The organism is Vibrio gigantis (assembly GCF_024347515.1).
GTDB classification, from domain to species: Bacteria; Pseudomonadota; Gammaproteobacteria; order Enterobacterales; family Vibrionaceae; genus Vibrio; species Vibrio gigantis.
Genome location: NZ_AP025492.1, coordinates 1,904,670 through 1,929,815 on the forward strand (window position 1 = coordinate 1,904,670; position 25,146 = coordinate 1,929,815).

Annotated in this window: 16 protein-coding genes; 15 read left to right on the forward strand and 1 reads right to left on the reverse strand. The window is 44.2% G+C overall.

Annotated elements, in window-relative coordinates:
* Window positions 1–21: 21 nt before the first annotated feature.
* Genes tssH through OCV56_RS08580 form a run of 10 tightly spaced genes read left to right on the forward strand, consistent with a single transcriptional unit; the run spans window position 22 to window position 15,055 of the window.
* Window positions 22–2,634, forward strand: coding sequence for a type VI secretion system ATPase TssH (gene tssH, locus OCV56_RS08535; protein WP_086713372.1), 2,613 nt, complete (start codon window positions 22–24; stop codon window positions 2,632–2,634).
* 10 nt (window positions 2,635–2,644) lie between these two features.
* The gene (locus OCV56_RS08540; RefSeq protein WP_086713371.1) at window positions 2,645–5,215 is read left to right on the forward strand and encodes an MFS transporter; all 2,571 of its coding nucleotides are present in this window, start codon (window positions 2,645–2,647) and stop codon (window positions 5,213–5,215) included.
* Window positions 5,212–6,210: an ABC transporter substrate binding protein gene (locus OCV56_RS08545; protein ID WP_086713370.1), complete on the forward strand. Its 999-nt coding sequence runs from the start codon at window positions 5,212–5,214 to the stop codon at window positions 6,208–6,210. The genes OCV56_RS08540 and OCV56_RS08545 overlap by 4 nt, the downstream gene beginning before the upstream one ends.
* Complete coding sequence (locus tag OCV56_RS08550; protein ID WP_086713369.1) at window positions 6,197–6,925, forward strand: type 2 periplasmic-binding domain-containing protein; 729 nt, start codon at window positions 6,197–6,199, stop codon at window positions 6,923–6,925. The genes OCV56_RS08545 and OCV56_RS08550 overlap by 14 nt, the downstream gene beginning before the upstream one ends.
* A 3-nt stretch (window positions 6,926–6,928) precedes the next feature.
* Complete coding sequence (locus OCV56_RS08555) at window positions 6,929–7,876, forward strand: type VI secretion system-associated FHA domain protein (RefSeq protein WP_086713368.1); 948 nt, start codon at window positions 6,929–6,931, stop codon at window positions 7,874–7,876.
* Window positions 7,873–8,361 carry a type VI secretion system lipoprotein TssJ gene (tssJ, locus tag OCV56_RS08560; RefSeq protein ID WP_086713367.1) on the forward strand — a complete coding sequence of 163 codons (489 nt, stop codon included), beginning with the start codon at window positions 7,873–7,875 and terminating at the stop codon, window positions 8,359–8,361. The genes OCV56_RS08555 and tssJ overlap by 4 nt, the downstream gene beginning before the upstream one ends.
* Before the next feature lie 41 nt (window positions 8,362–8,402).
* Window positions 8,403–9,734: a type VI secretion system baseplate subunit TssK gene (gene tssK / locus OCV56_RS08565; protein WP_086713366.1), complete on the forward strand. Its 1,332-nt coding sequence runs from the start codon at window positions 8,403–8,405 to the stop codon at window positions 9,732–9,734.
* Window positions 9,734–10,936, forward strand: a complete 1,203-nt coding sequence (icmH, locus tag OCV56_RS08570; protein ID WP_086713365.1) for a type IVB secretion system protein IcmH/DotU — start codon at window positions 9,734–9,736, stop codon at window positions 10,934–10,936. Before tssK ends, icmH begins: the two co-directional genes overlap by 1 nt.
* 2 nt (window positions 10,937–10,938) lie before the next feature.
* On the forward strand, window positions 10,939–14,331 hold the full coding sequence (gene tssM / locus OCV56_RS08575; protein ID WP_086713364.1) for a type VI secretion system membrane subunit TssM: 3,393 nt from the start codon (window positions 10,939–10,941) through the stop codon (window positions 14,329–14,331).
* Entirely contained in the window at window positions 14,321–15,055 is a 735-nt protein-coding gene (locus OCV56_RS08580) for a protein kinase domain-containing protein (RefSeq protein WP_086713363.1), read from the forward strand. The genes tssM and OCV56_RS08580 overlap by 11 nt, the downstream gene beginning before the upstream one ends.
* 78 nt (window positions 15,056–15,133) lie before the next feature.
* On the opposite strand, the gene OCV56_RS08585 is transcribed toward OCV56_RS08580, so the two are convergent.
* Complete coding sequence (locus OCV56_RS08585; RefSeq protein WP_086713362.1) at window positions 15,134–16,363, reverse strand: hypothetical protein; 1,230 nt, start codon at window positions 16,361–16,363, stop codon at window positions 15,134–15,136.
* Between the two features lie 321 nt (window positions 16,364–16,684).
* Between OCV56_RS08585 and OCV56_RS08590 the strand changes: the two genes are divergently transcribed.
* The 5 genes from OCV56_RS08590 to OCV56_RS08610 all read left to right on the forward strand — a co-directional run bounded on the left by OCV56_RS08590 (window position 16,685) and on the right by OCV56_RS08610 (window position 24,958).
* Window positions 16,685–17,728, forward strand: a complete 1,044-nt coding sequence (locus OCV56_RS08590; RefSeq protein ID WP_086713361.1) for a response regulator — start codon at window positions 16,685–16,687, stop codon at window positions 17,726–17,728.
* Window positions 17,729–17,760: 32 nt separating this feature from the next.
* The gene (locus OCV56_RS08595) at window positions 17,761–21,417 is read left to right on the forward strand and encodes a hybrid sensor histidine kinase/response regulator (protein ID WP_086713360.1); all 3,657 of its coding nucleotides are present in this window, start codon (window positions 17,761–17,763) and stop codon (window positions 21,415–21,417) included.
* A 294-nt stretch (window positions 21,418–21,711) separates the two neighbouring features.
* A complete protein-coding gene (locus OCV56_RS08600) occupies window positions 21,712–22,683 on the forward strand; it encodes a tripartite tricarboxylate transporter substrate binding protein (protein ID WP_004738325.1) in 972 nt (323 codons plus the stop codon).
* A 243-nt stretch (window positions 22,684–22,926) separates the two neighbouring features.
* Complete coding sequence (locus OCV56_RS08605) at window positions 22,927–23,427, forward strand: tripartite tricarboxylate transporter TctB family protein (protein ID WP_041472791.1); 501 nt, start codon at window positions 22,927–22,929, stop codon at window positions 23,425–23,427.
* Window positions 23,428–23,437: 10 nt separating this feature from the next.
* On the forward strand, window positions 23,438–24,958 hold the full coding sequence (locus OCV56_RS08610) for a tripartite tricarboxylate transporter permease (protein WP_052878493.1): 1,521 nt from the start codon (window positions 23,438–23,440) through the stop codon (window positions 24,956–24,958).
* The last annotated feature ends 188 nt before the right edge of the window (window positions 24,959–25,146 follow it).

Sequence of the window (25,146 nt, forward strand, 5' to 3'; positions counted from 1 at the left end):
TAGAGATACAAGGAATTGACTATGACACAAGTAACTCTCACTAACTTAGTAGGAAAACTTTCTCCCGAACTCAAGCAAGCGCTGGAAGCGTCTGCGGGGGCGGCAATGAATCAAGGCGTTGGCGCGATAGAAACAGAACACTGGATTCTACAGCTTATTTCGCAAAAAGATCCCAAACTGATGGCTTTATGTGAATCGCAAAAGCTTTCATTAGACGCCTTGGTTAATGAACTGACGAAGAAAGTTTCCATGTTGGCGAAAGGGAATGAAGGTCAGCCTACATTGAGTCATGGTCTCACGGAGTTAATCAAAGATGCTTGGATGATTGCATCGGTTAACTACGGTCACGGAGAGATCGTCAGCTTGCATCTAATCCAAGCACTCATGCAGCAAAATGTTTTAGGGGTCAGCACCCTTCAACTCGAAACACTCAGCAGCGTGTCACTCGAGTCTCTGCAAGGCTTGATCAAGAAAACTCCGATTGCACGCAACACAGCTGCTCCTTCGGCTAGCGGTTCTGTTGATACCACTCCAGCGGGTAACGATGCATTAAGCAAGTACACCGTTAATCTGACGCAACAAGCACTTGACGGAAACATCGACCCTATTTCGGGCCGTAATGCTGAAGTAAGAAAAGCGATTGATATCTTATGTCGTAAGCGTCAGAACAACCCGATTATGGTCGGTGAACCCGGCGTAGGTAAGACCGCGGTTGTCGAAGGTCTAGCTTTAAGAATCGCGGCAGATGAAGTACCAAGCGCACTACAAGGGGTGCAAATCCATTCACTGGACCTTGGGTTGCTTCAAGCAGGCGCTAGCGTTAAGGGTGAGTTTGAGAACCGCCTAAAAGATGTCATCAACGAAGTAAAAAACTCTGAAGTGCCGATCATTGTGTTCATTGATGAGGCCCACACGCTTATTGGTGCCGGTGGCGCAGCAGGACAGAACGATGCTGCTAACCTTCTCAAACCAGCACTAGCTCGTGGTGAATTCAAAACCATTGCCGCGACAACGTGGGCAGAATATAAGAAGTATTTTGAAAAAGACCCAGCACTGACACGCCGCTTCCAAGTCGTCACCATTGAAGAGCCGAACGCCGAAGATGCAATGCAGATGCTTCGTGGCGTTGCCGCTTCACTGCAAGCTCACCATGGTGCGTTTATCGCTGAATCCGCAATTGAAGCTGCGGTTAATCTATCTATTCGTTACCTACCAAGTCGCCAACTACCAGACAAAGCCATCAGCCTGCTTGATACCGCCAGTGCTCGAATAGCACTGACTCAAGGTGCTAAACCTGAGGTTCTGGAAACGCTAGAGCAAACTATTCGTTACCAAGAAAATGAAAAGTCAGCGCTCGAAAAGGAAGATGCCCTATTCTCAAATAGCGCAGAAGTCATCAAAGAACTGGCACAATCTATCGAAGAAAACCAACAAGCATTAGCTGCGTATTACACACGTTGGGAAAAAGAGATTGAATTGGTCGATCAAATCAAAACAGTTCAACAAGAGATCACTGAAGAACAAGAGCAAGATGCAGTCGATGCCACCAAGCAGAAGCAACTTGATACTCTGCGAACAGAATTAGCAGACTTGCAAGGTGAAGAGCCTTTGGTTTATGCCATGGTTGACGACAACACCATCGCGCAAGTGATTGCCAATTGGACAGGTATCCCAGTTGGCAACATGATGAGCGATGAAATCGCTAAGTTACTTACCTTAGAAGACGAACTCAATACCCGAGTCATTGGTCAAGATGTTGCGAAGAACGAGCTCGCAAAAGCGATTCGTATCTCTAGAGCAGGTTTGACCGATAATCGTAAACCTATTGGTGTGTTCTTAATGTGTGGCCCAAGTGGTGTGGGTAAAACCGAAACCGCCATGGCACTCGCGGAGCAACTGTACGGAGGTAGCAACGACCTTACTGTAATCAACATGACCGAGTTTAAGGAAGAGCATAAGATCTCTATGTTGCTTGGCTCACCAGCGGGTTACGTCGGCTTTGGTGAAGGCGGTGTGTTAACAGAAGCGATTCGACGCAATCCTTACTCAGTGCTGCTGTTAGATGAAATGGAAAAAGCGCACCCTGGCGTGCATGACCTGTTTTACCAAATCTTCGATAAAGGCCATATCAAAGACAGCGAAGGCCGAACGGTTGACTTCAAAAACACCATTATCATCATGACCTCGAACGCCGCTGATCAAGCTATCTGTGATGTCTGTGCTAAGACTACAGACCGTATCGACAACGACGAGCTACTGGAGGCGATTCGTCCCGACTTGCAACAGTACTTTAAGCCCGCTTTCTTAGGGCGAACTACTATTGTTCCTTACTACCCGCTTAATGATGAAGAGCTAGCGAAGATCACCGAGATATCGCTTAATCGCATCAAGAAGAAGCTGGCAGAGCAATATCAAGCGTCGTTCACATGGGATGCTGACTTCATTAAGTTTGTTGTGGATCGCAATACAGATCCAACTACGGGCGGCCGTGCTGTCGAGCAAATCATTAACCGCTCTCTGATGCCTAGGTTGGCTGAAGAGTGTATCGGGCGTTTAAGCCGCAGCGAACCTATTACTCATGTGTCGGTCAGCGCGACAAACAACAGCGCCGATTTCGATTTAACGATTAAATAGGCCTTAGCTAATGAGCAGTAAGAAGACTAGCCAAACCTTGACCAAACCTTCATTACTTAACCTGTCGCTTCGGGTTAAGTTGATGTTTGCCATCATGGCGGTCTTGCTGTTCTCTATCGCGTTAAACGCCACACTGAACTATTTCAATTTTGAAAAAAGACTGACTGAAACGTCTGATTCTATCTATGAGATAGTGTTAGAGGAGACGCATAACGATATTAACCAAGCGATCAGCTTAGGCTTACCTCTGTCTGCCATCTCCAATATTCAGAATATGCTAGATCGTCGCCTCCAAATTGTTGATGGTATTACAGCTTTGGTGGTTGTCTCTACCTCTGGAGAGCAACTGTTTGGCACCGGAGAAGGAAATCAGCAAAGTGATCGTCAGCTATCGCTTGATATCACCAACTCTTTTGGCTTAGTCGAAGGCCAGGTAAAACTCTACTACTCCACCACCCTATTAGAACAGCAAAAGACCTTCTTACTTAAACTTCAGTTCCTCTATTCGGCAATTTGGATACTACTCTCTTGCCTGTTTGCCTTTGTCGCCTTGAAGTACCTATTGAAAGGTATTGTAGGCCGAGTCAAAGGCGCAACTGCAATATTTGAATCCGCTACCGACTCGGATGAATTACTGCCAACGATTACCCGAGCTCACAAGGCGCTGCAATCCCCGAACTCATTGTCTAAGTTTGAGAAGTTGAAAAACAAGCACTTTCCGGTGTTTATCATCTCCCTCGCAATCTTACTTACCATCATCGCCAACTTAGGGGTTTCATACCAATCTCTAGATAAGTTTTCTCAGATATACGAAATCAAGCTTGAACAGAAATCAAACCTAATTGGCGATTCGTTAAATCAAATGATAAAGGGACTCCTTGATAAGGGAGTGCCTGACGACAGACTGTATGGCTTAGAAGAGGAGTTTGCGTTCTTCGTCGATCATCACAGCGAAATTCTATCTATTAACTTTCAAGGGCAATCTGGTACGACGTATCGCTATCCTGAGGTTTATGTGGAACACCCTTCTATTCGCGAGTCTACGTTCACGCTCAATAACAGCCACACGATTCAGTTGAATGTCACGACCGACAACAATTTGATCATCAACCTGCTCAAAGAGAGTGTCATGGATATGATTACCGTGTTGGTTGCCTCTTGCCTTGTAGTGGCCGAAATCATTCTGTTCATGTGTAACTTCATGATCATCTCACCTTGGAATCAGGTAAAGCGTGTCTTTATGCTGGTCAACAGAGACATTGTGAATCATCTTGCGAAGATCTCGACTCGAGATGAGATTGGTAAACTGCTCAATCTCACCAACCAAGCAATCACCAAACTGAATCCCAACCAACCATCTCAAGATATTGATAAACAAGATTTTCGATTCATTCGCTTGCCGCTATTTTTACTAGTGTTCTCTGAAGCCTCTTCGCTGGCATTCTTTCCAACGTTTGTCTCTTCATTAGAAAATACCACTGGCTGGATACCTGAAAATCTAGTGACCAGTTTACCTATTTCCTTGTTCATGCTGTGCTGGGCAATCTCACTGCCATTCGCGGGCTATTGGTCAGACAAAGTAGGTAGAAGGCATTCGTTAATCACGGGTGGACTCATTACGTGTATCGGCCTAGTGGCTACTGCTTTCATTCAATCACTTGAATTGTTGTTGATCGCTCGTGCCTTTACCGCGGTTGGTTACGGCATCGTGTTTATTTCAGCTCAAGGTTATGTCTCTGATACCACGAATGACTCGAACCGAACAAAAGGCATGGCGACCTTCCTGTCGTCGTTCTTCTCTGGTTCTCTATGCGGTGCTGCGATTGGTGGGATCCTTGCGGAAAAACTCGGCTATTCAGAAACCTTTATGCTAGCTGGATTGTTAGCCACGCTCAGCGTGCTGTTGGTTTATGTATTCTTTGAAAAGTCCAATAGCAGTAATTCAAGTAAACCCGTTAAGTTGCAAGACTTCAAACTGCTGTTGAGTAACAAGTACTTCGCGTTAATTACTGTCTTCAGTGCTATCCCCGCAAAGATAGTCCTTACAGGCTTCCTTTATTACATCTGCCCTGTTTACCTTCAGTTTCTTGGGGAAAGTAGCTCTGTATCGGGACGCGTAATCATGGCTTATGGCCTCGCGATCATTCTAATTTCACCGTTGAGTGCCATTTTAGTCGACAAGCTCAAAAACAAAATGGCGTTTATCTTCATTGGTGGACTACTGTCTGCGCTCGCCCTACTCAACTTCTACTTCTTCCAAGGTACATTGGGGCTGCTTCTGATCGTTATTATCATTGGTATTGCACACGGGATCTGTGTTTCTCCTCAAATACCTTTAGTCATCGACCTACTTTCTGGACAAGGTATCGAGAAAGGTAAAATCATCGGTATCTTTAGGCTTACAGAGCGTATCGGTAATATCGCAGGGCCAATGTTAGCCGGCGTGAGCTTAAGTATTTTCGGTTACGACCAAACCATTATTATATTTGGCGCTTCCCTGCTCGTAAGTTCATTAAGCTTGATTCTGTTCTTCTCAATCTTTTTAAAGGCTGACAAACATAAGCTAGGAGTTCAATCATGAAAATGATCGTGTTCATTCTAAGCTTTATTTTGATGATTCCTGCAGCGTTCGCTAATAGCGATGAAAAACACGTCATTCTCTTATTGTGGCGGGGAGTGACAGATGCTGAGCAAGGCTTCATGGACTATTTATCTCAGCATGTGGATGTGCGATTCACGATATTAGATGCCAACCGAGATAAGGCAGAACTCAAGCAACACATCAAAGATTTAGAATATAAAAACGCAGATCTTATATATTCATTTGGTACCACTATCACACTGAATTTATTGGGTACCTACTCCAAACCTAGTGATTTTAGAACAAACAATACGACACCAGTCGTGTTTAGTATTGTTACCGACCCCGTCGGTTCTAATTTAATTTCTGATTTATCTTCGAAAGATAGAAATTTTACGGGTGTCTCACATATTGTCCCTCATGAAATACAGTTCAAAGCCATTGATAAACTGAATAACATTTCTAGCCTTGGGGTTATATATAACGTTGATGAAAATAATTCGGTTATCACCGCAAATAAAATGATGGAGTTATCGGAAATTTATAATAAGCGTGTTATGTTGTACCCATTAAACATTGATAAAAGTAAGTCAAACAGCGACTTAATTAACCTCACGATAAATAATATGAAACGTGATGGTGTCGATATGGCTTACTTACCCCCTGATTCATACATCATCACCCAAGGAGGGGAAGTCGTATCAGGGTTACATTCGAAGGGTATCCCAACATTCTCGGCCACTGAGAGCCCGATAAGAAAGCATAAAGCCTTGTTTGGTATCGTGAGTCGTTACTACAACGTTGGTCAATTTGCGGGATACAAAGCGAAGAACATTTTGAAAGGAACTCAAAAAGCTTCAGACATATCAATAGAGTCACTCAGCCAATATTCTTATATTGTGAATATCGAAGCCGCACAGAAGCTCGACTATTACCCGCCAGTGTCTATATTGAAAATCTCTGAAGTGATAGGAAACTCTAATGATGTTAACTAGAGCCTCTACCATCAGATTATCGATAGCCACTCTTATCCTCTCGGCATCTTGGTCGATGAGCGCTTTCGCTCAACTTAAAATTGGGCCATCAAGGCTTTTACTAACCACTCAAGATTGGCCGCCCTACCAAAGTTATGAAAACGCTACGATGCAAGGCATTGCTTTAGACAAAGTGAAGTGTGCCTTGGGCAAGATGGGACAACCCTACCAGCTAACAATGACCACTTGGTCTGATGCACAGCTGCGTGTTCATAGTGGCAGCCAGCATGGATTTTTCGTTGCGACACGAACATCAGAACGTGATGAGTATGCGACGCTTTCAGCGCCAATCGCTAAACAAACTTTGAATTGGTATTTTGGTCCAGGAGTGGAGCCGAAGGTTGATGAATTGTCAAAGTTAAACCTAAACTTTTCTGCCAAATTTGGCTCAAACAAATGGTTTTGGCTAAAACGTAACGGATTTAACGTCGTTAAGCAGCCACGAGATGCTAAAGTATTACTAAGACTTTTAAAACAAAGGGAAATTGATGTTGTTTTAGAAGATGAGTTGGTATTCAAACGGGAGCTAGAACATGCCTCATTACCACTCGATTACTTCAATTCGACGAACTTAGATACCAAGGATATGGGGGTCTACTTTTCGAATCGATTTCTTAAAACCTACTCAGGTTTCCTAGACAGTTTTAACGCAGCCATATCCAAGTGCAAGGAGTAGCCATTGTCCATCAGTGTCCACATGATTTCTGTACCTGCTGAAGAGGTTGTTTCCTCTAGAGTGTCGTATCTGCCAGAAAGTGGCGGAAGCTTAGGTCGTTCTCCGTCATGTGATATTGCGCTTCCAGACCAAACAAAATGGATTTCTCGTACTCACTGTCAACTGTACCCAACGGATCGCGGTTACGTGATTAAAGACATCAGTAACAATGGTGTTTCGTTAAACGACAAATCACTGGCAAAAGAGAAAGAGTACGTTATTACTGATGGCGACATCATCAAACTAGGTGGTTACACACTGCTGGTTAGCCTATTAAGTACACCTAAGGTTGAGTCAACGAACAACAAACAGGATGACACTTTCATAGAACCTTTCAATTTAAAACTGGATGACAGCGACACTGACTTCCTCGATGAAGCACCAGAAGTTGCATCGACAAAAAAAGCATCAAACTTCTCTTCAAAAAATGTGTTGAGTGATGACCCGTTCTCTTCTGATCCATTTGAGGATCTGGACGATGAACAAGTTGTTCCGAACATTGAAGTGGATGAAATCGCTCATGGCGACACCAGCACCCTATCCTCTGCAGAATTAGAGTATTTGCCCGTCAATATCGAGAACAACACTCGAATTGAAGAGTCGATCGACAAACTCATTACGTTAACAGAGAAGAATCAACAGTATTTACAGAACCCACAGCTACAGCAAAAAGCGCTGTTCGACGCATTAGAACAAACGGTTGATCAGTTCTTGAATGAGTTTGCACCAAAGCAGCTTGAGAACCAGTTTAGTGAATACGTGAGTAGCGGTATTTTTACCAACAAAGATAAAAAATATTGGAAAATCTACAGAAAGCACTTCCAACACCGCCAAGACAACGGAGATTTCAGACGTCAGTTCAAAGCGCTGTTTATGGAGAACATGCAAAAGCAAAGTGAGGAGAGAGAATGAAACGTCTCATACTATTATCGCTTTGTTTACTGATCACAGCATGTTCTTCATCGGAGCCTGCTCCTGTTGTCACTCAATACTCGCTGACCGTTAAAGCGGATGCGACAGTCAACCAATACAACGACGACCAAGCCAACCCTGTTGTGGTTAGGCTTTACCAATTAACGGATCAACAACTGTTCAAACAACTTCCGTTTATAGATTTGTACAACAATGACCTGCAGCTATTGGCGGCAAACTTAGTTTCAAAACAGGTATTACCGATTGTACTACCTAACTCAGAGCAAAAGCTGACGTTAGACGTCAACAAGAACACGCAATACATTGCAGCTCTGGTCGAATTCGCTGATTACCAGAATGGCACAACCAAGACCGTTTTGATGATGCCTTCCGATCCAGAGCAAACCTTAGAGTTAACGATTACAGGGAAGAAAGCAGAGTTAGCCGTGATACAGCCTGACTCCAGCTGGTGGCAAATCTTTTAATAAAAAAGCCAAGATATAAAAATAATAGAAAAGGATTTTACGTGGACGCTTTCAAAAAAGTAGTTTGGCAAGAAGGGATGTTTATTGCTCCTCAGCACTTTCAGCAGCAAGACCGTTACGTGCAAAACTACATTCGTCAGAATATCGAAACACTGGCTGGTTTTGCCCCTTTCTTCGGCATCACCGAGTTAGTACTTAACCACGATCTATTAAAGATCGGTAAACTCTCAATCCCGAGCTGTTCCGGCGTGTTCCCTGATGGCACTCAGTTTAACCTCAAGCAAGAAATCGTTGTCGATATCCCACAAGGCACTATCGAAACCGTGGTCTATCTTGCACTGCCAATCTCTTTGCAAGGTAACAATGATTACAGCGAAGATGGTCAAGAACAAAGCCGTTACATCACTCGTTCAATCAATGTTTTCGATACCTCAACCTCAGAAAACGCCAGCGTCGAAGTTGATGTCGCACAACTCAACATCGGCCTCAAGTTCGCTGGAGAAGACACCTCTGGTTTTACCCTAATTCCAGTCGCTAAGATCCTAGAAATCAGCGATTCCGACGAAGTGATGTTGGATCGTGCCTTTATTCCAGCTTGTTTGCACTATGGCGCGTCGACGCTGCTTAGCGAACGAGTCAAAGAGATTCATGCACTGGTAAGTAACCGTGCTCAAAACCTTTTGAAACGCATCGAAGCTGGCCAAGGGCAGAAAAGCCCGCAGTCTATGATGCAAGACTTCCTTTGGTTGCAAACGCTCAACACGTGGTTACCGTGGTTCGAATTAACCATTAGCAACACCAAGTACCCAACTCACGAGCTGTATTCAAAGCTAAAGCAGTTTGAAGCTCAAGTGATGGCGCTAACACCAGCGATCCCCGCTCAATGTCAGCCCCTAAAATACGATAAGCTTTACGACAACTTTAACCCACTGTTTTCAAGCTTAAGAAACCTGCTGACTCTCGTTCAACAAGATTCTGTCATCGAGTTCAAATGGGACATATCTCTGTTTGAAAAACGCCGCTTACTTCGCACCCTTATCAAAGATCCAAGCAGCGTGTACAACCGTCGCTTCGTTCTGAGTGTGAAGTCCGATATCAGCAGCACAGAGTTAAATGAACTGTTCCCTATTTCCGCTAAGCTCAGCAGTAACAATAAGATTGTGGAACTGGTTCGAAGCTCCCTTTCTGGTATCTCATTAACCCCACTGCCTATTGCGCCAAGTGAGCTTAAACCAATGCAAGGTGTCGCTTATTTTGAGGTCGATACCAAAGATCGAAACTGGCTCGATATGCTCGACACTCGCGATGCCATTGCGCTGCATGTTGATGCTCGGATACCAACTCTCGAAGTTGTTCTTTACGCGTTGAGATAATGGCTATGGATTATTTAGACGAAGAAACACTCGTCATCGATAAAGCATCAAAAGGCTCTGCCAATACAGAGTCTGACCAGGCTTTCTCTAAATTAGTCGCGGTGCACTCCACCAGCGCCCAAGAAGAGTTTCTGCGTCACTTTGATAAAGCAGAGAATCAACTGATCAATATCAGCAGTGATTTACTGACCAAAACACTCAAGATCTCAACCTTATCTGAACCAGATGATTTAACCGTTTTCCGTGAGCAATTTATTCAGGGCATTAACGACATCAAGGCTCAAGCGACCGAGTTAACCTACCCTGTTGCTGTTATTGATAAGCTCTGCTTTTTGTATGCCGTGGTGATTGATGAGTTCATCATTTATACCGAGTGGGGAGAGAAACGAGGCTGGGAAAATAAAACCCTACTGAGTGAACTGTTTGGTATGCGTAACGGTGGTGAGCTGTTCTTCTCTGTTGCCGAAAAAGCAGCAAGACAGCCTCACAAACTCATTGATCTTCTTGAGATCGTTTATCTCTTCATCAATATCGGATTCAAAGGACAATATCGTGAAGGTGGTGCTGAGCAACTAAAGGCGTTTGTCCATCAATTAGAACAGACCATCAGCCAGTATCGCACTGTGAGCGGCGTTCACTGCCGCACTAAAGTTAAGCTCCCAGAAGTAAGAAAACCGACTCGACGTAAGCGATACTTCATTACAAGTTTGTTTTTCTTTTGTTTGATAGCAACCAGTTTCGGGCTCACTGAGTTTTGGTATACAAAAACCTATACCCAGCGAGCTCGCGATTTCACCTTTTTGCCTAACTTTAGCGAGCGCTACGTATTATCTGGTGAAGTCAAAGACATCGTATTTATTAGCCAAGACAACGATCTTGAATCACCACCTCGTCATGCAAGTAAGGCCCAAGCGGTTGAGACATCACAGGTTACCAGCTTAGCGCCAAGCACGGCGAATTGGTTGGTTCAATTAGCGACGTTCTCTAGTAAGAAAAATGCCCAAGCTTTTATCAACAATCTGTCGCCATCAGCTTATGAACCAATCATCTCGCCGTACAAGAAATACTACCGAGTGATATTGAGAGCGAACACCTCAGAAGAAGCGAGAAAAACCAAAGCATGGTATGTCGAAAACGACCAGATAAATGCCATTATCGTTCGCACTTCTGCGCATGACTTAAACAAGGAAGAGTCTAACTGATTATGCCGGATGCAAAACCAAACAAGTCAGGTAACGTAAAGAAAACGGTAGGGATCTCAGCCTTAGCCTCTGTCGCGTTTTTTACTGTCGCTTCTAGCGTCATTCTGTTAACACCCCTCAATGCTTATCTGGTTTGGGCGCTTGCCACGGCTGCCATTTTATCAACCTTGGTTGGTGTCATTTGCTACTGGGTAGTAATTAAGCGCAGCGCAAAATCACAAGAAGAGTCACTAGACAAAGAGCTGATTCAGAAACGACAAAAGCAGCTGGCTAACCATTTCAAGCGTATGATAAGTGGACAAAAACGTAAGACACGTTTAACCAGCCGCTATGACCAGCCTATCTATTTGCTGTTAAGCCAAAATCCGAACAAAGACAAAAGCATCATCACGCAAATGGGTTATGAGGCGTATAAGCTTGACGACTTTGGCAATGACATCGAATTCCCTATCCTATTTTGGGTTAGCGAGCATTCGATTTTAGTCTCTATCAGTATGGGTGAAGACCAACACCCTGAATATCTAAAAACACTCAGTCAGTCTCTAACCGCATGGCGACCAAGACAAGCGGCTAACGGCTTGCTGCTCACGACTGACGTGTCATCGCTATTAGAGAACAACGAGCAAATTACCCAACAGGCTGATGAACTCAAGTCGACCATTAAGACATTTAACCAAGCGTTTGGTGTTAGCCTACCGATTTATAACGTTATCTCAAACATGGGAAGTATCAGTGATTTCTGTCAGTTCTTCTCTGCTTTTGATGAGTCAAAGAGAGACGAAGTGTTTGGCGCGACAGCCCCGTATTCCAAACACGGCGGTATCGATGCCGATTGGTTTAATGATGAATATGACCACTTAATCAGTGAACTGATTGCCAATATGAGCAATGCACTTGCTGGGCAGTTGAATCAAGATTATCGAAACTCCATCGCGAGCGCCCCATTCCAGTTTGGTTTATTGAAACAGAACTTGTGGTTGTTTTTAAATCGCCTATACCGCGGAGAACAACTCAGCGATGCACTTCAGTTTAGAGGGTTTTACTTCACTCATGATGGTCAAAGCTCCGCACAATCAGACTTACTGGCAAGCACTGTCTCCTATTCTTTCGGTCACGAGCACTATCAACAGAACGAGCAAATCCCGGTAAACCAAACCTTGTTTGCCCAATACTTGATGACGCATGTGATCTTGGCGGAGCACGAACTGGTTGGCGTGAACAAACGTAAAGAGAATACTCTTCTGGTTAACCAAGTGCTGTTTACACTCTCTTGGATAGGTTTGCTCGCCGCTGTGTTACTGGTGATTAAGTTTGATTTTGATTTCCAGAACCAACGTGAGACCAGAGCCGACGTGATGCTTGAGCGTTATAAGGAAGCGATCTCTGCATCTCCTTATGACATCGAGAACATGGCCGATAACATCCCGAACCTGTTCTCACTGCAAAGAATCTACAACCTCTACAATCAGCCAGAACCTTGGTATACCTTACCATTTATGCCTAATCCAAGTATTAAGGCAGAGGTCGAAGAGGCGTATTTCGCCGAGTTACAGCAAGTTCTAATCCCTTCAATGGAAAACACGCTGGAGAAAGATCTCTTCGTCTATGTGAACTTAGAAGATCAGTCACAAACCCTCTCTTTGCTGAATAACTATCGCTTACTCTTCAGCAAAGACAGAACAAACGTACAAGAGCTTAAAAACTACTACGTTCGTACGCTGCAAGATCAAGGTGAAGCCGACAGCGTCAACATTGCTCAACTCGAAGTGCTGTTGGATGACATCTTTGCCCGTAATCTGACTCCAGTTAAATCAAACCATGATTTAGAAAGTTTAGCTAAGAAGGTCATCACTCAAACCGGTATTGAGACGCTGCTGTACGAACACATTCAGAGCTCACCAGATTACTCAAAACGTGTCGATATTCGTGGCGAACTGGGTGATAACTTCAATTCGGTATTCAAATTCTCACCAAGTTTTGCCGGCTACTTGGTTCCATATATCTATACACCAACCGGCTTTAATGAACTCGACTTATCGGTAAACTCCCCGACTTTAATGTCTGCATTACAATCTTATGAAGGCGTGGCGGGCGCGTACCCTAGCGCATTGGAGCTTCACCGTATTAGCCGAGAGCTCAAGCAGACTTACCAAAACGATTACATTAACTATTGGCGTGACCTAATTCGTAATGTCGAAGTCAAAGAAGTTGCCGACCCGACACAATTAAAAAATGCATTAGCTAGCCTATCTGAAGCAAGCAATAACCCAATCGTTAGCCTGTATTCAACGATTGCTAAATACACCTATGTGGAACTTGAAATCCCCGCTCAGGATGACAAAAAACAAGACCCTGCAAGCATGCCGATTCAAGATCCTGATAAAAAGGAATCCGCTCGTCAGATATCACTCAGCTTCCAAGCCTACAAAAAGCAAGTTACCGCTAATGACCAAGGTAAAAAGCCAATAGACAACCTACTTACAGCGTTTATCAACGCGAATAAGTGGGGAGATAAGTTTTACGAGGCTAAAGAGCCCCAGAAGGTCGCCTTTGATACGCTATCTGCGACTCTACAGGCTGGTAATCCTATTGCTTCACTCGCGAGCTTGTCCAGCAATCACCTAGAAGCCGCTGAAGAACTCGTGAACAAAGTGGTTCATCAAAGCAATGAAACCGTGATGTCACTGGCTCATGATTATCTTAATACCGCTTGGTCGAACGAGATCTACCAGCCTTATCAACAACGTTTAGCTTCGTTTTATCCGTTCAATCGAAAATCAAAATCTGACGTGAGTGTCGCCGACGTTAAAGCCTTCTTCGTGACCAATGGAATCGTCGATAAGTTCCACCAGACTCGCCTCAATGGTTTCATCAAGAACAGTGATGAAGCGCCCTATTTGCCGGGTTTACTACCGAGGACTGGGTTGTCGATTACACCTGACGTTTGGACAATGATGGATAAAGCGGCTGATATTAAAAGTGCCCTGTTTTTGGCCGATCCGTCCAATGTGTTGATCAATTTCCAATTGAAAGCCGTCGATATGACACCGAACATTACGGAGTTTTCCATCATATCTGATAAACCTATCTTCACTTACCGACACGGCCCAACGCTTTGGAGCCAACAATCATGGCAAGGTGATGCGAAGTTTATCGAAAAACTCGGTGTTCAACTCAATGCTCAAGACTCAACCATAGGCCAAGATACTGTGAAAGGTACATGGAGCTGGTTCCGCTTATTTGGGCCAAACGTGAACTTTACGTCTGCTCAAAATACTCAAGTTGAATTCGTCTATGGAGACAGCAAAGTTAAGCTCACCATCAAAACCCAAGGCCAGTCAAACCCATTTGTACCAGGGTTCTTCTCAGGGTTCTCTCTGCCAAGTGGAATTTAATAGTGCTCCGTCTAATAGCTCGCCCTCTCTACCGAGGCGAGCTAAACCCACCGAAGGTGATGTTTCTTCTAACCGGAAGAGTTCCACTGATGAACAGCTCAGACGCACGCTCCAAAAGCATGGCTATACCGACCTTACTCGCTTAAGCTCGCGAGTATTTAAAGCTCAGCATCGTAGCTGTGGATGGGTCACCATCAAATATGCTCACAAACTAAAACACCGCCACTATCTAAAACAAGAGGCAGAGTTTCTTTATTCCAACACTGATTTAGATACACAAGACACTTACCCAAAATATCTCGACTACTTTTCTAGCCACCAACACGACTTTCTCGTACTTTCTCACATCAATGGTCAAACACTACTGGAGATGTTAAGCGACTCAAAGATGACTGATCATTCGTCTTGTCAATTCATTAGCTCACTAGAAACCGCTATAAACCAAATCCATAAACTGGGATTCGTTCATGGTGATCTCAAGCCGTCCAATATAGTCATCAGCGAACAAGGACGGGCGCATCTTATCGACTTTGGGTCTGTCACCCAAATGGGAATGGATAGAGACAAGCTTCGCTTTAATAGCTACACCCCTCGATATTCTAGAGAGCACACTATCACCAGCAAATTGGACGATTGGTTCGCACTTGCGGTGATATTGGAATCACTGTCGGATGTAAGAAGCTTACCGAGCCGCTACCAGGTCTTTCTCAAACAGCACCACTAACCCAACGGTATCGGCAGACACAAAAAAGCGGATGACCAATCATCCGCATTTATTCGATTTAACAGAAACTGATTGTCGTTATTCAGGAACCAACAGAGATTCCAAACCACCAGCCACTGTTGCAGCGAGTGCTTTAGGTGCCAGGCTCTCTTTTACGCTCTCTTTGATCGTCGTGCCATTGAAGAAATTCTTAACCTGCTGTTTTCTTACTGCTTTAGTAAATGCTTTTTCATCAGTTCCCGGTATAAAGTTAGGCTCACCGCGTGCAGCATTGAGCACCTGTTTCACACCTGGCTTGTTACTCTCCAATGCAATTTCACTATTGGCAATAAACGCCTTCGCCTCTTCTTGCAGAGTAGCGTAAGCACTCAGGGTCGACTTCTGGAAAGACAACTTTATAACAGAAGGATCTGTATTCACTTTAAAACCAAACTTTCGCTTAATTCTGCGCGTTAAACGAGTCTTCATGTTTGGCGGTGGTGGCGTAATGTCGGTTATTGATAAGAAGTTATATGGAGAGCTATAACACGGCATGCACACCATGTATGACGCAATCACGGGGATCTCTTCCATTTTCATCTTGAACCAATCACGGAAGAAGTTAGCGCCGATTACATCTCTCTTTTGATTAAGCATCAGACACTCTTGCTTAAACTTACGAAACTTTCTTTCCATTACCCATTTGTCGTATAAGCCGCGGAAAAAATTAAAAATAGATAGGACAGCTTTAACAATACTGGTGACGGTCGCACCAATACCAGAACTCGCTAAGTTAATTGCAATCACACCACCATGCGCTAATGCGATCATTGAATCTTGAACAGCAACAGCGCGGATCTCGCCACGAATTTTATCTATTACATCGGCGCCCACGCGAGTGGTTGTCATCGAGCTCAAGTGACGAGTTTTATGATTGTTTGCCGCTTTACCTAAAGCGGAGTAAATTCGACTGGCTGCCTCTTTAATATCATCAATAGCAGGTGCTAAATCTGCGAAGATCTTCTTAACCAAGCTAGGGATCATGCTTAGTATTTGAGCTTTTATGTCATCCATCGCAATGCTGGTGATGCTCTTCGCATAATCTAAGAACTTCTCTTTGATTTGCTCGGTAATATTTTCAATCATCCCTGCGAGGCTTGTTCCACTCCCTGTCACAGCCTCTGTTATGGTACCGGTTAAACTGTCTACTTCTGTTGCCGCAGCCACGGCAATTTTAACTTTGTCGATTTTGGTTACACCCACCAAATCTGCGTTCGCGAACAGCGATAGCATATCTTTCTGAATGAGAGTCAGCCCACTATTTGGCATCACACGTTCTCCCTGTAACAAGTCCACTGTAAATTTGAAAAGTTACTTGAACGACTAAGTACCTCTGAAAAGCTCGAGGTTTATAAACTTCAACCTGAACAATTCAACCCTGATCGCACTACGACACAATCCATGCCGTTATTCTTTGTTAAATAAAGGTTAACATATAAAATATCTATTCATATTAAGGAAGTCTATTTTTTACTCTCAGATTCCAAAAACCACAATTAACCCTCCGAAAATCATGCATTTCCACCAAATTCCACTACGCTTTATTAGCATGGAATACAGCAATCTGATTAAATTTTTTAGGGACGAAAAATGAATCAAATTACGACAGACAAGCCTATTGTTCTGGTAGTCGACGATATCCCAGATAATATCCATACCCTCTCAGGGATCCTAAACGATGAGTTTAAAATTAAAGCTGCTACGTCCGGTGCAAAAGCTTTAAAAATCGCCACTTCATCACCGAAACCACACCTTATTCTTCTTGATATTATGATGCCGGGAATGGATGGCTATGAGGTATGTCGCCGACTTAAAAGTGACCCGGTCACTGCGGATATCCCCGTTATCTTTGTTACTGCGAAAACCGATGTCGTCGATGAACAAAAGGGGTTTGAACTTGGCGCCGTTGATTACATCACCAAGCCAGTGAGCCCTCCAATAGTGAAAGCTCGTGTGGTGACTCATATTTCTCTCTATGACCAAAACTTAGCGCTTTCTCAAAAAGTGAGGCTGAGAACAGAAGCGTTAGCCATGAGTAGACTCGAGATTATCCGAAAACTGGGGCGCGCAGCGGAATACAAAGATAATGAAACCGGTATGCACGTTGTACGAATGAGCTACTACTCCAAAATTCTTGCCCAGCAGCTCGACGTCAGTGATGAGTGGGTCGAACTTCTTTTCCAAGCTGCACCAATGCATGACATCGGTAAAATTGGTATCCCCGACTCTATTCTTGGGAAACCTGGAAAGCTCGATGCGGACGAATGGGCAATTATGCAAACCCACGTCACCATTGGCGGCGATATCATTGGAGACAACGACTCTAAGCTGCTGAAACTCGCTCAAGAAATTGCTCTTTACCACCATGAAAAATGGGATGGCAGTGGCTACCCTCACAAACTTTCAGGCGAAGATATCCCGTTAAGCGCACGTATTGTCGCTATTGCCGACGTATTTGATGCACTCACTAGCGAGCGACCATACAAACAAGCTTGGCCAATCGAAAAAGCGATAGGCCTGATACAAGAAGAAGCTGGCCAGCACTTTGACCCTAACTTGGTGCCGATCTTCATTAGTAAGCTCGACGAGATGCTCACCATCAAAGACTCTTTTACTGATGAACTAGAACACTAAGTACGCTGGTACTTTATGAACACAGGTACTTTATGAATACTGTTTCTAAATTTGCTACTGACTCAAAAATAATCTTAGTCTCTTTTATCGTAGCCACCATAGTGCTCTTTTCGGTGGCAGTTGCTGCGTGGTTTAACCTAAACAATCGTTTTGTTGGTATCGAGGACTACGCCGTAAGTACTCAGCTGCTTACCTCTCTTGATAAGCTTCGAGTCCACGAACTCTCTTTTAGTAATGAGCGTAAGCCTCAATCAGCACAGCTCTTTAACAAGGAAGCCGAGCTGACGAAACTGCTAGTCGAAACCTTTGCGACGCATAATAACGATCAACATGCACAACTTTCACTTGAAAGATATCTAGACCAATTCAGGCAATACACTGAGTTAATTGAATTAAGTGACACAGCTCGCGACCGTATGAACCGAAAGTCACTGGCGGCGACGGATCTTCTCACCGAGATGCAAAGCTCTCACAAAGACACGATCAATACTGTTAGCCAAGACGTGAAGCAGCTTAGAATATTAAGTGAAGATCAAGCCTATAGAGTAATGAAAATTGGTGGGCTCACAACACTCAGTGCCAAAGTTCAAAACTTAGAAAAGGAATTTCTGCTGACTGGTTCGCCACAAAAGTATGCGTTAACCAAGATTGAAATCCAGAAGGTATCAGCATTAATTACTCAGCTTAAAAACGAGGTCACAGACCCACAAGGCACGGAGTTACTACAAACCGTCCAACAAGCTCAGAACCGTTACTACACCAACTTGGTTCAACTACAAGGCTTGTCGAGGTCAGCGGTGCAACTCAAAACATCCATCACTAAACAAATATCTCGCAGTGGCATAGAATTATCACGCGCTTCAACGGATCTTAATGAGCAACAACAACGGTTGTTAACCGATCTCAACCAACAGATTGGGCATGCTCAAGCTCGCCTTTCATCTCAGCTTTCAATTGGTGAAAACCTGTTGGTGATTCAAACGCTATTGAGTCAATCAGAGCAGCTTAACCGTGACTTTTCATTGGCTAAACCAGATGACCAATCGGTGATATCAGAACAAGTCTTTACTTTGATCGGTGAAATGCAGTCTGTGTCACTCACAGCGGCTGACATTCTGACGTTATACGCACCTGAAATGAATATCACCGCATTTGATCAACACGTGGCATTTTACGAAGCTGAGTTTTCTAACCTAGCCAGATCTCAGCTACTCAGCCATCAAGTTTTGAAAGAGATGAACGCCAATTTCACTCAACTACACGACTTAGTCTCCGAAGCTTATATAGCAAAAAGTGACAGCGTAAAAGACTCTTCGAGTGTCTCTTTCCATCTTGCAATTGGTGGCTTGATCTTCTTCTTTATCATTATCTTGATGGGCTTACTCGCCAACAAAGCACATTCGGCCTTAGAAGCTTTCGCACACAGTCTAGCCGAAGCAAGAGATGAGGCCGATGCCGCAAACCAAGCAAAATCCGACTTCCTCGCTAATATGAGTCACGAAATTCGCACACCAATGAACGCCATCATTGGCATGAGTTATCTCGCATTAAAAACTGATTTAACCAAGGCGCAGCGTAACTATATTCACAAAGTGAAGCTCTCGTCCGATACCCTACTCGGTCTAATCAATGACATTCTCGACTTCTCGAAAATCGAAGCCGGTAAGTTAGATATAGAAAACGTCGATTTTCATCTCGAGAATGTACTCGATAACATCACCAACCTGGTCGGTCTACGAGCATCTGAACGAGGGCTCGAACTGCTCATCCAAGTTGATAGAGACGTACCAACTAACCTTATCGGTGACCCACTCAGATTAGGACAGATACTGATCAACCTCAGCAATAATGCCGTTAAGTTTACAGAGAAAGGCGAAGTGAAAATCTCCATATCAGTTGCTGAAAGACAAGGGGATGATATCAAACTGAAGCTTGCCGTTTCAGACAGTGGCATTGGTATGACGCAGGAGCAAGCAGACAAGCTGTTCAACAAATTCACTCAAGCCGATAGCTCTACTACACGAAAATACGGCGGTACAGGCCTAGGCTTGGCGATCAGTAAGGAGCTTAGCCAACTCATGGGTGGGGACATTCAAGTCTCGACTGAGCTTGGCAAAGGTTCAACCTTCTCCTTCACCATCTCAACACGCGTGAGCCACTCTATTACGCAAAACCGCATTGTGGTGCCAGCCTCGATTAATCACCTAAAAGTGCTAGTAGTCGATGACAACGCGAGTGCACGTTTAATCGTCGGCGACATCTTAGAGTCCCTAAAATTGACGCCAACGCTATGCGCTTCTGTCGATGAAGCCATTGTAGAACTGCATTCAGCTGACGATAAAAATGAGCCGTTTGACTTGATTATCTCAGATTGGAAAATGCCTAAACGTGATGGGGTTGATCTACTTGCAGAACTGAACAAAGGCTTGTCGCTATCGACAGCACCTAAAATTATGATGCTAACCGCTTATGGCCGAGAAGAATTAGCCGAAGCCATTACTATAAGAGGCTTTGAGGTTCCGAGTATTTTAGACAAGCCTATCACCTCTTCTCACCTCTATGACTCCATCGTGTCTCTTTATGGGCTTGATTCAGATCGCGTCTCTCGTAGCGAATTGGAGCAACAGAATCAGCTTGCGAATGTTCAACAACTGGCTGGTTCTAACATCTTGTTGGTTGAAGACAACGAAATAAACCAAGAGCTCGCGACAGAGCTATTAGAAGGCCAACAGATCCAAGTGACGGTCGCAGAGAATGGTCAGCAAGCCATCGAACTTTACCAAAAAGCAATCGCTGATGACGCCCCTTTCGATGGCATTTTAATGGACTGCCAAATGCCAATTATGGATGGTTATGAAGCAACACAGTACATTCGTAACGAGATAAAAGACACTAAAACGCCTATTATCGCCATGACCGCGAACGTGATGGAACGAGATAAAGAGAAAGCGCTGAGTTGTGGTATGAGCGACATCATCGCCAAACCGATCGATGTCGGATCAATGTTCGCCACATTAGCCAACTGGATTTCACCGGCTAATCCCGTGCAGTTCACAACACCTACTCTACCAGCCGATACTAAGTCACAAGATACCGTTGTAACGCTACCTATCATTGATGGTTTAGATACTGACATAGGATTGCTACGAGCCAGCAATAACCACCAACTGTATTGGAAGTTATTGAATCGCTTTGTTGAAGCCTATCCAGACAAAGAAGCTTTAAACACTGAACTCACGAGCAGTGCCCAAGCTCGCTATTTACACACTCTAAAAGGCGTTGCGGGTAACCTAGGCGCGACTGAGTTGCACGCGCTATGTGAGAAGCTTGAGTCGAAACCTGCAGACTCGGAACTCATGGAACAAGTGATCACAACAACTGTCGAGTTAAGCCAAGCGCTGGTACAGTCATTCGATAAGTCAAACCCACCTGCTGATGAAAAAACTGACCAATCACGGAATATCGATTCCGCATCTGGGCAGACAAACATCGCGCTGTATAAAGCACTACTCGAAGCCATCGCCAATGACGACACTGAAGCACTGACCATAGTTCTGAACATTGAGAGTAGCACTGAGATTGGATTATCAGCCTCAGAGTTCAAGAAATTAGAAAACTCGTTAGAGGAATTTGACTTTGATACGGCTTCTGAAGTGTTAAGAGGCTCTTCCTTAGCCACTGAAACTTAAAGATATTCATCAACGATGAATCAATAGGTAAAGAGAGCTCAGTTAGCTCTCTTTTTTTATTCCTAGATTACCGATATCGCGACATCTCAAAGCTTTCATCCTCCGTGAACTTTATGAACTTTATTCACCCAATGTTCTTTATTCTCAATATCGCCGCATTGAAGACATTTTATTAACACACCGTTAACTTTAACTTCATCTGCTGAGCAACACCCAAAAGTGATGTTTAGCAGCTAGATATAAAACATAAGTTTCTCTCCATTGAAGAGATCCCCTACATAAGGAACGTGAACCATGTTCAAGGCACTGAAACCTACTCTTGCGGCTTCTATTATCGCAGCAACCTTTTCTTTCAACACTTTTGCTGCAGACGTAGAAAAAATCCACTTCCTAATCCCTGGCGGCGCTGGTGGCGGTTGGGATATGACAGCACGTGGTACTGGTGATGTACTGGTGAAATCAGACATCGTAGAAAATGTCTCTTTCCAAAACCTATCTGGTGGCGGCGGCGGTAAAGCTATTGCTCACCTAATTGAAACGGCACAACGTCAAGAAGACACATTGATGGTGAATTCTACCCCTATCGTTGTTCGCTCGCTAACGGGTATCTTCCCTCAATCTTTCCGCGACCTAACACCGGTTGCTGCAACGATTGCTGACTATGGTGCGATCGTTGCGTCTGCGGATTCTAAATACAACACTTGGGAAGACGTGGTAAAAGAATTCGAAAGTAACCCTCGTAAGGTAAAAATCGCTGGTGGCTCTGCGCGAGGCAGTATGGATCACCTAGTAGTTGCAGCGGCATTTAAAGGCGAAGGCTTTGATGCTAAGAAAGTTCGTTATATTGCCTACGATGCAGGTGGTAAAGCGATGGCAGCACTGCTTTCTGGTGAGACACAACTCCTATCAACCGGTCTTGGTGAAGTTCTAGAGATGTCTAAATCTGGACAAGTAAAAGTACTGGCAGTAACGGCGCCAAAACGTCTTGAAGCAGCACCAGATATCCCAACACTGACTGAGTACGGCAATGAAACTGTATTTGCGAACTGGCGTGGCTTCTTCGCGGCTCCAAACACTAGCCAAGCGAAAATCGATGAGTGGAACGAAGCGTTAGGCAAAATGTACAAAACCGATGAGTGGCAAGTGGTTCGTGACCGTAATGGTTGGATCGATAACTACAAAGCCGACAAAGACTTCTACGCCTTCTTAGAAGATCAAGAAAAACAGATGGGCGACCTAATGCGTGAGCTAGGGTTCTTGAAGTAACCAATAACGATAGAGGGTCATAGTGCCCTCTTACTCTTTCCTTGTTTCGCCGTACATGAGTTAACTAAAACTCCTTTGTTTATTCGTAGCATGTTGCTAAAGCTTGTTGATTCGTTGTAGATGCAAGCGGCTTACCCAAGCCATGTAATTCGCTCACCTTTGGTTAGTGATCCCAGACATTCTTCATTAACTCGCTCGTGTACGGCTTTTTTACTTTTTATACCACCCCAAATGGAGTTGGATATGTCGGACTTACCAACCAAATTTCTGAGTAAGGAATCTTTGCTTTCGAAGGATCGCATCGGAGCCATGATCTTTATGCTGGCGTGCTTGTGCTATGGCTACCAAACCACGCTGATTCCTTTGTTTCCCGGTGACGAGTACGAACCCTTCACAGCAAGAACGTTACCTACACTGTTGACGTTTATTGGCATCGGCCTTTCATTGATCCTACTAATAACAGGACAACCGGATAAGAAAGTCACATGCGACACAACACCGTTGAACTGGAAACTGCTCATCGGTTTCTTGGTGTTAATGGCATTGTACGGTGTTGGACTGACTTATCTTGGCTTTGTTTTAGCAACCAGCTTCTTTTTACTTGCGGGCTTTTACCTATTGGGCGAGCGTCGTAAGGCTGTTTTATTTGGCGCGTCATTTCCTTTCGTTATCGCGTTCTTTCTTCTATTAACTCAAGGCTTAGATATCTACCTAGAGCCTGGTTTAATCTTCACTCTTTGGTAGGGACAACATTATGTTAGACGGAATTTTACAAGGACTTTCGACCGCTGTGATGCCAATGAACATCATGATGGTAATTGTGGGCTGTTTCGTTGGCACCTTCATCGGGATGCTACCGGGACTCGGGCCAATTTCAGCGATCGCGTTGATGATCCCTATTACATACGGCCTAGACCCTTCTTCTGGCCTAATCTTGATGGCTGGTGTCTACTATGGCGCTGTATTTGGTGGTTCTACATCATCAATCTTAATCAATGCTCCAGGTTGTTCTTCAACGGTAGTAACCGCGTTTGATGGCTACCCGATGGCTCAAAAAGGTCAAGCAGGTAAAGCGCTGGCACTCGCAGCTTACTCTTCTTTCACAGGCGGTACGCTTTCAGCAATAATGCTTTTGATTGCAGCTCCAGCTCTAGCAAGCGTGTCATTGAGCTTCCAATCTTCAGACTACTTTGCATTGATGCTATTAGGTTTATCTGCTGTAGCTGCGTTTGCAGGCCCAGGTCAGGTGATCAAAGCTTGGATGATGACCATTCTCGGTTTGATGCTATCAACCGTAGGTATCGACAAAGGGGTTGGCGTTGAACGTTTCACTTTTGGCCTAACGGATCTTATGGATGGCTTCAGCTTCCTATTATTAGCGATGGCAACTTTTGCGCTAGGTGAAACCTTGATGGGTATTCTTAAGCCAGAGCAAGACACCAGCGCAGAAGAAAGCAAAAAGATGTCAGACATCGGCAGCATGAAGGTCACCAAAGAAGAGTTCAAAGAAGTTGCGCCTGTTTCGATTCGCTCCTCTATTCTAGGTTTTTTTACCGGTGTATTACCGGGCGCAGGTGCCACTATTGCGGCATTCCTAAGTTACGGTATGGAGCGTAGCCTAGCGCCAAAAGACAAGCAGAAAGAGTTCGGTAAAGGTAGCATTCGTGGTCTTGTTGCTCCTGAATCAGCAAACAACGCGGCTTCAAGTGGCTCATTCGTTCCGCTACTAACGCTTGGTATTCCGGGCTCTGGTACAACCGCGATTATGCTTGGTGCGTTAATTGCCTACGGTATTCAGCCTGGCCCGCGTTTGTTCGTTGAACATCCAGATGTATTTTGGTCTGTAATCATCTCTATGTACTTTGGCAACATCGTACTGGTTATTTTGAATCTGCCTTTAATCCCTTACATCTCTAAACTGCTAGCAGTACCAAGAACAGTGCTACTACCAATGATTATCTTCTTCTCAATCACAGGCGTGTACTTGGTGTCATTTAACACGATGGACGTATTTGTGATGCTACTGGTTGCAATGGCAGCGATAGCGCTAAGACTGGCCAATTTCCCACTCGCGCCACTACTGTTAGGCTTCATATTGGGAGGTTTGATGGAAGAAAACTTGAGACGTGCATTGATGATCAGCGATGGTGAACTGAACTTCTTATGGGAACGCCCAATAACCATGACGTTCACTATTCTAGCGGTGTTGGTACTGTCTAGCCCAATTCTAGTGAAACTGTTTAAGAGCTTTAGAGCGAAACCGGTCGAAGTATAAAGCTCGACTAAAACAACTAAACCTCAACGAAAGGAGCCATTGGCTCCTTTTTTAATTTAGCAGCACAATTCGAGCCAACGGTTAAAGATGGTAGCAAACTCACAAACCTATCTTTACAACACACATAGCGCTGATATTCATAACAAATTCAAGTAAGGTAACCAGTTAGTTTACATATTGGATTCTAA

Bases quoted from the DNA above. Each gene is read 5' to 3' on its own strand.
- tssH (WP_086713372.1), top strand. From the start codon at position 22: ATGACACAAGTAACTCTCACTAACTTAGTAGGAAAACTTTCTCCCGAA.
- OCV56_RS08540 (WP_086713371.1), top strand. From the start codon at position 2,645: ATGAGCAGTAAGAAGACTAGCCAAACCTTGACCAAACCTTCATTACTT.
- OCV56_RS08545 (WP_086713370.1), top strand. From the start codon at position 5,212: ATGAAAATGATCGTGTTCATTCTAAGCTTTATTTTGATGATTCCTGCA.
- OCV56_RS08550 (WP_086713369.1), top strand. From the start codon at position 6,197: ATGATGTTAACTAGAGCCTCTACCATCAGATTATCGATAGCCACTCTT.
- tssJ (WP_086713367.1), top strand. From the start codon at position 7,873: ATGAAACGTCTCATACTATTATCGCTTTGTTTACTGATCACAGCATGT.
- icmH (WP_086713365.1), top strand. From the start codon at position 9,734: ATGGCTATGGATTATTTAGACGAAGAAACACTCGTCATCGATAAAGCA.
- tssM (WP_086713364.1), top strand. From the start codon at position 10,939: ATGCCGGATGCAAAACCAAACAAGTCAGGTAACGTAAAGAAAACGGTA.
- OCV56_RS08585 (WP_086713362.1), bottom strand. From the start codon at position 16,363: ATGCCAAATAGTGGGCTGACTCTCATTCAGAAAGATATGCTATCGCTG.
- OCV56_RS08590 (WP_086713361.1), top strand. From the start codon at position 16,685: ATGAATCAAATTACGACAGACAAGCCTATTGTTCTGGTAGTCGACGAT.
- OCV56_RS08595 (WP_086713360.1), top strand. From the start codon at position 17,761: ATGAATACTGTTTCTAAATTTGCTACTGACTCAAAAATAATCTTAGTC.
- OCV56_RS08600 (WP_004738325.1), top strand. From the start codon at position 21,712: ATGTTCAAGGCACTGAAACCTACTCTTGCGGCTTCTATTATCGCAGCA.
- OCV56_RS08605 (WP_041472791.1), top strand. From the start codon at position 22,927: ATGTCGGACTTACCAACCAAATTTCTGAGTAAGGAATCTTTGCTTTCG.
- OCV56_RS08610 (WP_052878493.1), top strand. From the start codon at position 23,438: ATGTTAGACGGAATTTTACAAGGACTTTCGACCGCTGTGATGCCAATG.